The 13,295-nt window shown below is 38.9% G+C and carries 13 protein-coding genes and 1 tRNA gene; 4 read left to right on the forward strand and 10 right to left on the reverse strand.

Annotation, left to right across the window (positions count from 1 at the left end):
• The first annotated feature begins 3 nt into the window (after window positions 1–3).
• Window positions 4–543, forward strand: a complete 540-nt coding sequence (locus EZ456_RS12785) for a hypothetical protein (protein WP_131530715.1) — start codon at window positions 4–6, stop codon at window positions 541–543.
• Window positions 544–734: 191 nt separating this feature from the next.
• On the forward strand, window positions 735–1,568 hold the full coding sequence (locus EZ456_RS12790; RefSeq protein WP_131530717.1) for a M57 family metalloprotease: 834 nt from the start codon (window positions 735–737) through the stop codon (window positions 1,566–1,568).
• Between the two features lie 172 nt (window positions 1,569–1,740).
• On the opposite strand, the gene EZ456_RS25730 is transcribed toward EZ456_RS12790, so the two are convergent.
• The 3 genes from EZ456_RS25730 to EZ456_RS12805 form a co-directional block, all read right to left on the reverse strand.
• Window positions 1,741–1,950 (reverse strand): VOC family protein, encoded by a 210-nt coding sequence (locus EZ456_RS25730; protein ID WP_317130001.1) that lies wholly within the window; start codon window positions 1,948–1,950, stop codon window positions 1,741–1,743.
• A gap of 52 nt (window positions 1,951–2,002) precedes the next feature.
• On the reverse strand, window positions 2,003–2,173 hold the full coding sequence (locus tag EZ456_RS25735; RefSeq protein WP_317130002.1) for a hypothetical protein: 171 nt from the start codon (window positions 2,171–2,173) through the stop codon (window positions 2,003–2,005).
• An 897-nt stretch (window positions 2,174–3,070) separates the two neighbouring features.
• Window positions 3,071–3,144: transfer RNA gene (locus tag EZ456_RS12805), tRNA-Ile, on the reverse strand.
• 226 nt (window positions 3,145–3,370) lie between these two features.
• Here EZ456_RS12805 and EZ456_RS12810 point away from each other — a divergent pair.
• The gene (locus tag EZ456_RS12810) at window positions 3,371–5,464 is read left to right on the forward strand and encodes an HRDC domain-containing protein (protein WP_131530719.1); all 2,094 of its coding nucleotides are present in this window, start codon (window positions 3,371–3,373) and stop codon (window positions 5,462–5,464) included.
• A gap of 7 nt (window positions 5,465–5,471) precedes the next feature.
• Here EZ456_RS12810 and EZ456_RS12815 read toward each other — a convergent pair whose 3' ends face one another.
• Window positions 5,472–6,440, reverse strand: coding sequence for a ligand-gated ion channel (locus tag EZ456_RS12815; RefSeq protein ID WP_131530721.1), 969 nt, complete (start codon window positions 6,438–6,440; stop codon window positions 5,472–5,474).
• A 156-nt stretch (window positions 6,441–6,596) separates the two neighbouring features.
• On the opposite strand from EZ456_RS12815, the gene EZ456_RS12820 reads away from it, so the two are divergent.
• Window positions 6,597–7,865, forward strand: a complete 1,269-nt coding sequence (locus EZ456_RS12820; protein WP_131530724.1) for an Hsp70 family protein — start codon at window positions 6,597–6,599, stop codon at window positions 7,863–7,865.
• Window positions 7,866–9,230: 1,365 nt separating this feature from the next.
• Here EZ456_RS12820 and EZ456_RS12825 read toward each other — a convergent pair.
• From EZ456_RS12825 to EZ456_RS12850, 6 genes are all read right to left on the reverse strand, one after another.
• Window positions 9,231–9,425, reverse strand: a complete 195-nt coding sequence (locus EZ456_RS12825) for a hypothetical protein (protein WP_131530726.1) — start codon at window positions 9,423–9,425, stop codon at window positions 9,231–9,233.
• Window positions 9,426–9,431: 6 nt separating this feature from the next.
• Window positions 9,432–10,865 carry an arylsulfatase gene (locus tag EZ456_RS12830; RefSeq protein WP_225876533.1) on the reverse strand — a complete coding sequence of 478 codons (1,434 nt, stop codon included), beginning with the start codon at window positions 10,863–10,865 and terminating at the stop codon, window positions 9,432–9,434.
• A 352-nt stretch (window positions 10,866–11,217) separates the two neighbouring features.
• Window positions 11,218–11,994: an AraC family transcriptional regulator gene (locus EZ456_RS12835; protein ID WP_131530728.1), complete on the reverse strand. Its 777-nt coding sequence runs from the start codon at window positions 11,992–11,994 to the stop codon at window positions 11,218–11,220.
• A 128-nt stretch (window positions 11,995–12,122) separates the two neighbouring features.
• Window positions 12,123–12,317 carry a S1 domain-containing protein gene (locus tag EZ456_RS12840; protein WP_131530730.1) on the reverse strand — a complete coding sequence of 65 codons (195 nt, stop codon included), beginning with the start codon at window positions 12,315–12,317 and terminating at the stop codon, window positions 12,123–12,125.
• Between the two features lie 119 nt (window positions 12,318–12,436).
• Complete coding sequence (locus EZ456_RS12845) at window positions 12,437–12,634, reverse strand: cold-shock protein (RefSeq protein ID WP_131530732.1); 198 nt, start codon at window positions 12,632–12,634, stop codon at window positions 12,437–12,439.
• 7 nt (window positions 12,635–12,641) lie between these two features.
• Window positions 12,642–12,830 carry a cold-shock protein gene (locus tag EZ456_RS12850; RefSeq protein ID WP_131530734.1) on the reverse strand — a complete coding sequence of 63 codons (189 nt, stop codon included), beginning with the start codon at window positions 12,828–12,830 and terminating at the stop codon, window positions 12,642–12,644.
• Window positions 12,831–13,295: the final 465 nt, after the last annotated feature.

Raw genomic sequence — 13,295 nt, forward strand, 5'->3', positions numbered from 1 at the left:
ATTATGCATAAAATCTTTACCAGATCCTTTTTCATGCACAGTATGTTTGTGCTGGTTTTCACTACCGCACTAAGTTTATCTGCAACAGCACAACAAACAACCCAAACTCAGATCTATCCAAAGGTAACCGGCTATTTCAGTTTGCTCCACCCCATCGGATCCTGGGATAAAAATGGATTTCATGATAACTTTTCGAATGTATATACCCTCGCATTTCCATTTGGAATAAACATTTTAAAGAGTGACAAATTTGGGATCAGTTTCGAGATTGCACCCAGTATCCGTACCGAGCATAACATTTCGAAAGTAAGTTCAGTCCTGTTTCATCCAGGAGCGATGTTCCGGTTTAAACACGGATTTACATTGATTGGTCGCGCAGCATTTGAGACTAGCGGCCGTTATGGCTTTACACCAATTTTGAACCAGGTTATAAAAAAAGGAAAAAATGCGAGCCTGTATTTTTCATTACCATTCCCAGTAAGATTCGGCAACAATCTACCTACCTCACTCTCTACAGGTTTACAGGTAGGCGTGAGTTTTTAAATTAAATACTATACAAATCGCATTAGATAGTTTAGGCGCAGCCATCTAAGATTCCAAACGATCCATTAATAAATACCAAAAACAGCGACATAAGATATTTTTTAAAAAAATATTGTAACTATTTGATTACATATAATTTGTTTATATATTAGATCATCTGATCAATACCATTAACCTAAACTAACTTAAACATGAAAAACACAAAATTTTTATCATTAGCCATGCTATGCGCTTTATTTCTCGGCGTATCTTCGTGTAAAAAGAACAACACTTCTGAACAAACTGACAACAAAGCGGAAATATCAGCAAGTACTTTACAACAAATAAAAAACTTAGGGTTTAGTGTCGAAAATGCACGAAAAGTGGATAACGGTTATCTGGTTGAAGGCGATATTCTGCTAACAGATGCCAACTTAACTGAAAAGTCTTTAAGTCCTAATTTAAACATTGCTGAAACCGAACAGTACCGCACAACGAATCTTGTTAAATCACTGCCACGTGTGATTACAGTTTCTGTTACAAATTTACCACAAGTATATAGTGATGCTGTTGACCTGATGATTTCAAGATATAATTCTCTGGGTCTACGTGTTACTTTCCAAAGGGCAAATACAGGTACTACTGGCAACATTGATGTATTTGGATTTAACGAAGGACCAAGTGGTGGCTATATCACTTTAGGATCTGCTGGTTTTCCTACCTCAACAGGCGAACCATTTAACCAGGTTAAAATGAATACAAATGTTAATGCTTATGGAACAAATCCTGATTTATTGTATCTGGCTTCTGTTTTACAACATGAAGTTGGACATTGCATAGGATTCCGCCATACCGACTATATGAACAGAGCATATAGCTGTGGGGGAAAACGCTCCAACGAAGGATCAGCAGGAGTTGGTGCTATCCAAATACCTGGAACACCATCAAAAGCCGATGCAGAATCGTTTATGCTGGCTTGCTCTAACGGTGGTAACCGCACCTTTAATGCAAATGATGTGATTGCAGTAAATTACCTTTATAAATAAACCAAATACAGATCAGATAAAAAAAGAGGGTACTGAAAAGTGCCCTCTTTTTTATGCCAAGTTGAAAAGGAGGAAAGCGATAGTGTCCCCATCAAAATTAACCAATTAAGCCTCATTGTCGAAAAGGTTTCAAAATTCGATACCTAAAGTATCCATATTTATTTCTAAATATTCAGGCATAGGTACCCCATGGGCTGTCGCCAATAGGTCCTTCCACCTCTCCGCCTGCCGATAATCCTTTAAATATTTTAGCTGCTTCTTCACGGCTTTCAGCCACGCATATTTTAGACCGGTTTTCACTTTCGCTCACCCGCCCCAAAAAGCCGAGAACATCGTTGGCTATTAACACATTGTTTTTGCCAAGCGGCAAGCCGATGTACATTATTTTATTAGCCTCATCTTCGGCTACCTGAAACTCGGGGCCTGCTAAATCTTTAAAACGGCTGATTTTTGTAAACTCGCCGCCAAAACCGATTTGTAAAAAGTGAACGCTTCTTCGTCATTGCCATTGCTTTCAGGTAATCTATGCTGCGCCAGTTGCTGCCGATTACACGGCCTACTTTGCCCGAGAATGTGCCATTTGCTCCTTTTGAATACGTTGCCATAATTTTTGTTTTTTAAGTAAAAAAATGTTTGTTCAAAAAGGATTGCTGTTTATACCGGTATGTTTAAATCCATGCTCCAAACCTAGCGGCTTTGCGGCATTGGCACCCCATTTTGAGCTAAAATGAGCTAAATTAGACCAATTAACACGAATAACGAGCTAAAATGAACCATTACAGCTGGCCCGCACTGCTACAACCGGGCTGCTTGTGGCAGCCTGCTTAAGGGCAGCATAACTATGACCTGTGTGGCCGATCGGCCAAAACAGGCCTTGGCTTTACCTTTTAGGTAACCAAATGGTAAAGCCGGGGTAAGCCTGGGGTAACCCTGGGGTTAACCTGGTAGCAAGAAAGGGTAAACAACAGGTAAAGAAGGGGTAATCAGATACGGCCTTTTCGCAGGTTAAAAACGATCGCTGCCCGTTAGTTTTACAGGCTTTAATGTGCCGTCTTTTACCTTACGTTTGGAGGTGCTTTCGCTAATGTTCAGGTAATCTTTAACCTGTTGGCGGGTAAGTTGCGTTCAAAGAAACTAAAGAAGCTTTTCATGGGGGTAGGAATTTTAAATAAGAGATATAGGTATTATCATGACAGAAGATATGTTATTTCTCCAGCATTTTTTCCTTTTAAAATTCCTAGCCCATGTAGGTTAACCTTTTTTAAATTGAATCGCTTTTTTTTACTTGGGCATCTGTCAAGTTGAGCACGATAGGATCGATAAAGCGAAAGCTTTATGGCTGGTCAACCGATGTTCCGCAATCCTGTCTTTTCAAGCAGACAATAATTAAAAATATCTACAAAGGCCCTACCATCATCAAAACAGCCTTTAAATAGCCAGTAGCCTAGTTTTTTGGGCAACAAAAAACCCCTCTAAGTCATCCTTAAAGGGGTTTAAAGCAGTGGGCCCACCTGGGCTCGAACCAGGGACCAAAAGATTATGAGTCTTCTACTCTAACCAGCTGAGCTATAGGCCCGGAAAAAAGGTTATCCTTTTTTGCGAGTGCAATGTTACAAATTTGAATTGAATTTTCGAAAATGTTTTCGGCATTTTTTCATAAAAAGAAAGAATATAAACTCATTTTCAAGTGCTTAATTTTACTTTTCATTTTACCACCCCTCTTTTCTGATTAAAAATTGTGGATAAAACACCCGTTAATCTATCCTCAAATCAATTTCGAATAGGTTAATTTTGTAATTGATATGAATACGCCCGATCCGGACAACCAACTTCTTTTAGATTTTTTAGCCACCACCAACCAGCCTGTTTTTTTAACTGGTAAAGCTGGCACGGGAAAAACTACCCTGCTGCGCAAGATTAGAGATACCACCAAAAAGAATTTTGCCATTGTTGCACCTACCGCTGTTGCGGCAATAAATGCCGGAGGCGTAACGCTTCACTCCTTTTTTCAGATTCCCTTTGGCCCTTTGGTTCCGGTTGTTGATGAAAATGCGGAAACGAATTTTAAATACTCCGATGAAAAAACAAGGTTATTACGCTGCCTTGATTTATTAATTATTGATGAGATTAGTATGGTTAGGGTCGATTTAATTGATTTTATCGACCGTACTTTAAAGCGTGTTAAAGGCTCCAACCGCCCCTTTGGTGGCGTTCAGGTATTGATGATCGGCGATCTTTACCAGCTCTCTCCTATTTTTCACGATGCCTGGCATATCCTGGGCAGTTACTATTCCAGCCCCTACTTTTTCGATAGCCTGGTTTTCAGGTCTACGCCCATGCTTACGTTTACCTTAGATAAAGTTTACCGTCAATCGGACCCCATATTTCTGGATATTTTGAATGGCATGCGCGAAAACAGTCTGGATGCTGGCTTACTAGCGAAACTGAATGAACGTTACGATCCATCTTTAGATCAGGAATGGAAAGATGATTACATTACTTTAACCACACACAACCAACTGGTTAACGAAATTAACCAGGGCTGTTTAGAAAAATTACCCGGAGAAATTTTCGAATTTAATGCGGAGCTAAGTGGCGATTTCCCAAAGGATGCCTATCCTACCGACGAAAAACTCCAATTAAAACTGGGTGCGCAGGTCATCTTTATCAAAAATGATTCGTCGGGCAAAAGACAATATTACAATGGAAAAGCGGCAAAAATAACGGCTATTAGTCAGGATTCAATAAAAGTAACCTTTAGCAGTGGCGGCAGGGAAATCGAAGTAGAAAAAGAAATCTGGCAAAATGTTAAATATAACCTGAGTGCCGAAGAAAATAAAATCGACGAAACCAGCACCGGATCATTCTCGCAATATCCTTTTAAACTGGCATGGGCCATCACGGTACATAAAAGCCAGGGATTAACTTTTGATCAGGCTATAGTTGACGTAAGCACCGCATTTACCCACGGACAGGCTTACGTAGCATTAAGTCGTTGCAGAAGCTTAGAAGGGCTTATCCTAAAATCGCCTGTGGTTGCCGAAAATATCATTACCGATGCCAAAGTAATCGGTTTCACAAAAGCCACTTACCAGGATAAACCTTCGGCTGAGCTGCTGACACGTTATACGCAGCAATATGCCTGGGGATTGATCCATGAATTGCTGGATTTCTCGCTGGTAGCCAAAGACTGGGAAAAACTCGGTCGGTCTAAATTGATCGACAAAGACGAGAAGAATGCCTTTTTATCAATTTACGAACAAGGCAACCAGATCCTTCAGCACGAGATTTTTAAAGTAGCCAGGAATTTTATCGCAAAGGAATTTTCGAAAATAAGCACCGATGAAAATCCGGCCAATGAAAGTGCTTTTAGGGAACGTTTGCAGAAAGCATCTGATTATTTCGTTCCAAAACTGGAACAACTCCTTACTTTAATGGCAAGAATTGTGGCCATCAACTTTTATAATGATACCCACTCTGATAAACTGCTTACGGTATTAAACGACTGTAAAGATGCACTGCAGATCAAGCTGGCTTTATTTAAAATTTCGTGGAATCCCTTTTCCATCAAAGATTACATCAATACCTTACACGCGGCAAGTAATAAACAACCGGAGAAAAAACAGGTTAAATCAAGCATCAAGCCAAAAGAGATTTCCAATCCGCAGGTTTATAAAAACCTGGTCGAATGGCGCAAAACAATCGCGCTGCAACGCGGCACCCAAGATTATGCAGTACTTTCTGACTTAGCACTACTTTCTATTGCCGAAAAAATGCCCAGAACTACCGATCAGCTGGCAGCGCTTAAAAGCATAGGGATTGGCAATGCGAAAGAGCTTGGCCAGCAGATTACCCGCATTGTAAACGCCCATTTGGGTACAAGTGAGTTATTTTAATCTTCGGCTAAGCATTTATAGCCTTTACGATAAAGAAAATATTTAAAAGAAGGTAAACGGTTAAAAGCGAGATGGAGAAAAACCGATCAAACCTTTCAGCTTTTTTCTCCTCTCCTTTTTTGATCATTTTTAAAGAAAAGGCTGTTAATATGATCACGATTAAAATAAACACCAGGGTAATTCCGTGCAAGGTATCTACCAGTGTAAAAGTAGTCGATTCGGGGAGCGAACCATCAATAATGTATTTATTACCGATTACGGCAAAAAGAGAGCCTACACTTAGTCCAAAGCGCGAATCGATGCTATCGGCATGGATATAAAAGCACATATAAGCAATAAAAAAAGCTACATACATGCCCAAAAACATTTTCCAGAACAGGCCAAAAGCATCTCTGCTAATCCCGATCCTCACTTTATAACTACTGTATTCGGTTCTTGGTACTTTTATACCTGGATCGCCAAAAGCCGTTTCATAAATTTTATTGGCAGAAGAAGTTTTTAAACTGTCGATATTCCATCCACGAAGGGTAAACCGCGGATCAAACTGTTTACCTAATGTATCAGGAACAAATACCAAGGCAGCTGAATCGAATTGAGAATTTTCTACAGAAAGCCTCAGCAATTGATGGTCGAATGGAAAATTATTGATCGACCACGAATCTTTCATTACACATTGCAACTTCATGAGCATATACACTTCATTACCACTGCTATCGATCGTAGAAAATGATTTGCTAACCGTTTTGGCCTGCGGGATCTCCAGGTTATCAGCAAAATTAAATTCTTTGTTTTTATATTTTAGCCATAACCAGAAATTAACAGTATATTCTTTGTCTTTAAAATCTATATCGTGAATGCTCGTTACATAAATTCCGGTTCTTACCGTATCGGGTACATTTTTTTGAGCGAAAGAAACCGTATTGATACAAAAAAGCTGGAAAATTAAGCCCAGTAAACAGAGTATAGTAGTTTTCAACTGTGATTTAATTTAAAAGCGTGAATGTTTTTTAAATATAGTGAATAAGGTTTTATATACAAGGTATATTTTTAGCTTAAAACTTTCAGGCCTCGCTTTTTTTTAATACTTTCGCAACCCCTTTTTAAATCGCCACAACCACAATACATCAAGCCCATGAGTAAGTTTTTATACGGAATCGATTTTGGAACAACCAATTCGGCACTTTCTATTTATGATGAAGAAAAGAAAGAAATTGTTGATACGATTTCGATCCCCTCGTTAATTTATTTTACTGAGGTAAAAAGTTTTGTTGATGGTGAAAGTCATATTGTTGGCGAAAAAGCAATAGATGCTTACCTGAGCGACGGTATGAAAGGCCGGTTTATTAAATCCATTAAACAGATCCTTTCGAGAACTACTTTTACCGAAACCAGAATCCATAACAAAAGATATACAGCTGCTGACCTGGTAACCCTGATTCTTAAAGATTTAAAAGCAAAGGCTGATCAGATCATTGGTGAAGATTGCCACAAAGCCATTATCGGCCGTCCGGTTTTCTTTGATGATGATAATACGATGAAAGATACCCTGGCGCAAACCAGGTTAAAAAAAGCTGCAGAAAGCGCAGGTTTTACGGATGTGCGTTTTCAATTCGAACCTATTGGGGCGGCCTTTGCCTACGAAAAAACAATCAGGAAGAAAGAACGTGTTTTAGTAGCCGATTTAGGTGGAGGCACAACAGATTTCACCTACCTGATCCTTGATCCGGATAAGGTAGGTAGCAAAGACCGTAAAAACGATATGATTGCCTCTGGTGGTATCTACATTGGTGGCGATAGTCTGGATTCTGCGTTTATGTGGGATAAAGGCACGCCATATTTCGGAAAAAACACCATGTATGAGGCCACACCTGGCAAAGTTTTAAATGTACCGAAATCGCTTTTTGCCAATATTTGCACCTGGGATAAAATGAACTTTTTTAACGGTTTAAAAATCCAGAAAGAGATTGAGGAATATTATTATTACTCTGGAAACGATCCGAAATTTAAAAACCTGATCACCTTGATCGAAAATAACCTGGGTTATTCTTTGTTCAGATCGATCGAAAAAACAAAGATTGAACTTTCCGATCAGCCTGTTTCTACATTTACCTACAGCAACATGGAAATCGAGATTGATGAAAACATTTCGCTCGAAGAGTATAATTCGATTATCGAAAAAGACATCAATAAAATTGATGCGTATCTGAATCAATTTATGGAAACCTACAAAATCAACCCAGATGACATTGACTGTTTGTTTCTAACCGGTGGAACATCGATGGTTTCGGCCGTGCAAAACTTGTTTAAAACCAAATTCCCGCACATTCCATTAAACTCTGGCGACAATTTTAAAAGTGTGGCTAAAGGATTAGCCTATAGCGGTTATTTGTTTGAGGATTAATTACGCGTAGTGTCATTCTGAGAGATAATTTATTGTATAAAAACCGATACAAATGACAGAGGATTTTTTTGAAGTAATAAGCTGCGAGGAATCGTCATTCCCAACTTGATTGGGAATCTTAATGCAATAAGCTTTAAGATTCCCGCCTGCGCGGGAATGACGACCTTTCTTATACCATGGTCTGTGTCCTCACAGACTTATTTCATTTAATATTCTGAACCACATAAGACATGGAAGTTCATTGAAACTAATATGTTCTTAAATGTCTCATATGGTTAAAATTATATGCTTAGTAGTCAAAGAGAAACTGATTTACATCAGGAGCGCAATGCCTGTACAAAACAGTCAGTTTATTCCCGTTTTACGCTTACACGCTTCGCTGCCTCGTACCTCGTTGCTGCAGGGTAACACTCCAACCGGGGCTAATGGGCTTAAACAGTATTTCATTTTTGGGGTTGCAGGGTGCACAGACCCTTGTTCCTAAACCCGATTGGAGCGGAATAGCCCGGAGCGCAGCGAGGACTATAAGCGAAAGCGGGGCTGATAGCCTACAAGAACCACAAGCCATTCATTTCCTAATCTAAAAAACGCCAATTTCCATTTGGAGCGCAATGCGGGTACAAAACAGTCAGTTTCTTCCCGTTTTACGCTTTTACGCTTCGCTGCCTCGTACCTCGTTGCTGCAGGGTAACGCTTCAACCTGGGCTAATGGGCTTAAACAGTGTTTCATTTTTGGGGTTGCAGGGTGCACAGACCCTTGTTCCTAAACCCGATAGAGCGGAATAGCCCGGAGCGCAGCGAGGACTATAAGCGAAAGCGGGGCTGACAGCCTCCAAGAACCACAAGCCATTCATTTCCTAATCTAAAAAACACCAATTTCCATTTGGAGCGCAATGCGGGTACAAAACAGTCAGTTTATTCCCGTTTTACGCTTATACGCTTCGCTGCCTCGTACCTCGTTGCTGCAAGGTAACACTTCAACCGGGGCTAATGGGCTTAAACAGTATTTCATTTTTGGGGTTGCAGGGTGCACAGACCCTTGTTCGTAAACCCGATAGAGCGGAATAGCCCGGAGCGCAGCGAGGACTATAAGCAAAAGCGGGACTGCAAACCGCCAAGAGCCACAAGCCACTCATTTCCTAATCTAAAAAACACCAATTTCCATTTGGAGCGCAATGCGGGTACAAAACAGTCAGTTTCTTCCCGTTTTACGCTTTTACGCTTCGCTTCCTCGTACCTCGTACCTCGTTGCTGCAGGGTAACACTCCAACCGGGGCTAATGGGCCTAAACAGTATTTCATTTTCGGGGTTGCAGGGCGCAATAAAGAGAAGTCAAGTTTTAAAAACTTGACTTCTCTACCATCCTTATAAAGTCTTCTTATCACCGAATTGGCGAACATTGCCAGTCGCTTTTATACCAAACCTTGATGGCAGGTTAGACGAGCAACAAGCCTCAGGCTTATATTTCACTTTCACTTGAGTATTCTGCTTCACCACATCGTTTTTACAGGCAAAAAGCAAAGCGCAGCTTAAAACTAAAATTGGCTTAATCACTTTCATTTTCATCTATTTTTCAATTTCAGACCAATCAAAACGTGGATTTTCTGCAGGTGTTTTAGCCTGTTTCATCAAAGCATAAAGTGCTTTAACCGTATCAGGATTTTTCGCAGCAATATCGTTCTTTTCCCCAATATCAGCTTTTAGGTTATACAACTCTAACTTTTCGGCAGTGCCTTTATCTTTAAAACGAATCAATTTCCAATCGCCTTTGGTTAAAGCTTCTTTTAAACCACTTTCGCTAAATTGCCAGTAGAAATATTCGTGTTCTTTAGCTGCTTTTTTCCCACTTAACAATGGAGAAAACGACAGGCCATCTATATTTTTTGGCGATGCTGTTCCGGTAAGCTCGCCCAAGGTTGGCAATATATCCCAAAAGGCCCATGGTGTAGGATTAACCTGTCCTGCCGCAATTTTACCCGGTGCCCTTACAATTAACGGCACGCGGATGCCACCTTCGTACAAATCTCTTTTAACGCCCCTAAACTCACCACTGCTATTAAAAAATACCGGATCGGCACCACCTTCTTTATGAGGGCCATTATCACTCGTAAAGAAAATATAAGTATCGTTATCCAAACCTAATTTTTTGATTAACGCTACAATAGTACCCACATCAGCATCGAGTTTATTTACCATTGCTGCAAAAGTAGCATGTGGCTGCGCCTGACTATCATAGTTTCCCTTTTTCTCAAAAGGCATTTCCGGCGGAAATTTACTCGAACCATCTGCATGCTGGAACTTCTTCAATAGTGCTGCAGGTACTTTCAACTCCGCATGTGGAACCGTTAAAGGCAGATACAAAAAGAAAGGCTGATCTTTATTGGCGTTAATAAAATCAACAGCTTTATTTACAATCAAGTCTTCAGTATATTTTGTGGTGTCAACAGGTATTTCTACTGTTTTACCACCAACAATTTCATACAGACGGTTGGTATAATAATCGTGTGCATGCGACTGATCCAGATATCCATAAAAACTATCAAAGCCTTTTAAATGTGGTGCACCTTTGCTGTCTTCATCGCCAAGTCCCCATTTACCAAACATGCCTGTTTTATATCCGTTTCCTTTTAAGCGTTCGGCCAGGGTAGTATCCTGTGCACGTAAGGCGGCCAGACCATCTTTTGCTTTTGCATTGCCCCTTATCCAGGCATGGCCCATGGTATAACCAGTCATTAAAGCACATCTTGAAGGTGCACAAACTGTATTTCCAGCATAGAAACGGGTAAACTTAATTCCATCTTCAGTTAGCTTATCCAGATTTGGTGTCGGGATTTTAGAATTTGGATTAAAACTGTGTACGTTACCATAGCCTAAATCATCAGCCAGGATAAAAATAATGTTGGGTTTCTTTTTACTTTGTGCTTGTACAGAAGTAAAACTGGCCATCAACGTAGCAAAAGCTATAAATTTTAATGCATTTAGTATGGGAAAAGATTTCATAAACTCTTATTACAATGATTATATTTTTGGTAAATATAATTTTTTGCCAATAATCTACAAATTTACTAGACTTTTATTTTGTCTGCTCGAGAGTAACGCAGACACATACTTGTAAACACTAAAATACAAATACGTAACATTATTAAGAATATTTTTCTTCTTTAGACTAAGATTTTATAATTTAGCGGACGTAAAAATTGGTGCGGCTGATAAAATAGATGCAGTAAGCAAAACTTTACGCGTTAGGCGCGAAAGCAATTAATGTGGTGAGGTCTGGAAACCTGTTCTCTAGAAGAGATGAAATCAAACGGATGATCATTTCTTTGCCAGACGCACCAATTTTTCATTTAATTTAGGTTAGACGGCTAAATTGAAGTACTGATACGCCTTTGTGCCGTCTAAAACTTGTGCTAAAATTAGTGGTTTGTTCAAAGCCCAATAGTTCAGCTATTTCATCAACCGTATAATCACTATGAAGCAGCAATTCTTCCGCTTCGCGCATAATCCGATCTTTTATGAGCACGGTTAGGCTTTTTCCAAGTACATGGTCTAAAAATTTATTTAATTTACCAGTACTCATTCCCATGCCTTCCGCATAAAATTGAATGGATCTTTCTTGCTTATAAAATTGTTCCAAAATGGCCCTAAACCGCAATACCTGCTGTAACTCATCTAAGGTTAAAGCAGTAAGATAGCCATCTAAACCAGCTGTAAATCCCAGAAATAATGATAAGTACTGTGCTAAAAAGGGCATATCTTTTTTAATATTGATTTCTCTTTTTAGCTGATCGAGTAAACTATAAGTTTTGGTAGATTTTTGCGGATCGAGATCCCTGAAAGATAAATTTAAGAAGAGGTTCTTAGCCTGGGGATCTAAGTGCTGAAGTAAAAATTCGGCATATAACAAACTGCTAAAACTGAGCCAATAACCTGAGGTAATTTCTCCATCCAACCTAACCAGACCTTCTTCTGGAATAAAAAACATCCTACCTTTTAACAGGGGGTAATCGCCAGAATTCATGCACAAAAAGCCATTTCCCTCGCGTACAATCAACATACGCATAGGGTATATTGCCTGCAACGCACGTTCTCTTTTAAAAAACCCGTTAATTGGCTCTAACTGTATCATAAAAACTTAAGGATAAACAACAGTAAGACCAAATTTATCAGATTTGGTTACAAGTTGCTAAAATAATTTATTTTAATGATAAATTCTATCTGCAATACAGGCTAAAGGATCAACACATTAAACAATCATTAAGCTTTCGCCTCAATAATTAGCACATTTATTGCAATTGATAATATTTGATGCAATTCAAAAGAAACTTTCGAGCCCCTACTCGGATTAAATCCATTTATTGGGCCGCTTTGATAAAACAGAACTTCTTCTCCAATATCGCTCCTGATTTTCCCAAAGCCTTCAGTTTCATTATAGTAATCTATAGTTCCCATTTCTTTTATCACCATTTCGACTTTTTTGCGTTAACTATTATAGCTAACCCAAAAAACTGTGCCAAATAATATATAAACTAATACAATGATATAAAAAGAACCTTATTTAAATGGCCTATCTATGTAGATAACACGATCACCTTAATGGCCTCGATGCCACTTGGTGTAAATTCAATATCAAACTGAACAATATTATTGGGCCTTATCGGATCTATTACGCCGCGGGCAAAAACGCTTACTTCTCTCCCTCCATTTGATGGGGTAATGCTACCAATGCCTTCTTTAGGGTTATAAAACTTTACAGTACCTAATCTCATCGAAGCATTAAATCAGTTTTACATTAACCGCATTGGGACCTTTTTTCCCTTGTCCAATCTCGAACTCTACCCGATCATTCTGACTTACTTTATCAATCAAGCCTGTAACATGAACAAAAACTTCATCTCCATTTTCTGTTACAACAAAGCCAAAACCTTTAGCTTCATTATAAAATTTTATTGTTCCTTGCATAATTTAGATTTTATACACTAAACATACAAAAAATAGAAAAGGTTTAGCTATTAAATAGATTTCTATATCAAATCTATAGATCAAGCGATAATTAGTGATGATTTTAGTACTTGAACAAACATAGCACATGTAAACAAAAAAAGTCGAATACAGGCTCAACGACTTTCCTATTTTAGGGCATTGCACTAGCATCAACACATTGTATTTGAATTAAACAACAGATAGGAACAGCACTGCTTACCGGCAATAAATATCTCGATAGGCATACAATAAGATATGGCATAGCCTGTAATTGAAGATTTTATAAAAAATCTCCTACTAATTAAGCTTCAGCTTTATTTATTGTTACATACTCCAGCAATCCTAAATAATATAGGGCTGATGTAATACCAGAAAATGAATTCTTTTTTATTCGGATACCGAATTTCGCCGCATCATCAATAAACCATTCGAAGAGAAAAATTCCTC

Origin of the sequence: Pedobacter psychrodurus (assembly GCF_004331735.1) — a bacterium.
Classification (GTDB): Bacteria; Bacteroidota; Bacteroidia; order Sphingobacteriales; family Sphingobacteriaceae; genus Pedobacter; species Pedobacter psychrodurus.

Coding starts and splice junctions, on each gene's coding strand:
- EZ456_RS12785 (WP_131530715.1), top strand. CDS start 4: ATGCATAAAATCTTTACCAGATCCTTTTTCATGCACAGTATGTTTGTG.
- EZ456_RS12810 (WP_131530719.1), top strand. CDS start 3,371: ATGAATACGCCCGATCCGGACAACCAACTTCTTTTAGATTTTTTAGCC.
- EZ456_RS12840 (WP_131530730.1), bottom strand. CDS start 12,317: ATGGGAACTATAGATTACTATAATGAAACTGAAGGCTTTGGGAAAATC.
- EZ456_RS12835 (WP_131530728.1), bottom strand. CDS start 11,994: ATGATACAGTTAGAGCCAATTAACGGGTTTTTTAAAAGAGAACGTGCG.
- EZ456_RS25730 (WP_317130001.1), bottom strand. CDS start 1,950: ATGTACATCGGCTTGCCGCTTGGCAAAAACAATGTGTTAATAGCCAAC.
- EZ456_RS12825 (WP_131530726.1), bottom strand. CDS start 9,425: ATGAAAGTGATTAAGCCAATTTTAGTTTTAAGCTGCGCTTTGCTTTTT.
- EZ456_RS12820 (WP_131530724.1), top strand. CDS start 6,597: ATGAGTAAGTTTTTATACGGAATCGATTTTGGAACAACCAATTCGGCA.
- EZ456_RS12790 (WP_131530717.1), top strand. CDS start 735: ATGAAAAACACAAAATTTTTATCATTAGCCATGCTATGCGCTTTATTT.
- EZ456_RS12845 (WP_131530732.1), bottom strand. CDS start 12,634: ATGAGATTAGGTACTGTAAAGTTTTATAACCCTAAAGAAGGCATTGGT.
- EZ456_RS12830 (WP_225876533.1), bottom strand. CDS start 10,865: ATGAAATCTTTTCCCATACTAAATGCATTAAAATTTATAGCTTTTGCT.
- EZ456_RS25735 (WP_317130002.1), bottom strand. CDS start 2,173: ATGGCAACGTATTCAAAAGGAGCAAATGGCACATTCTCGGGCAAAGTA.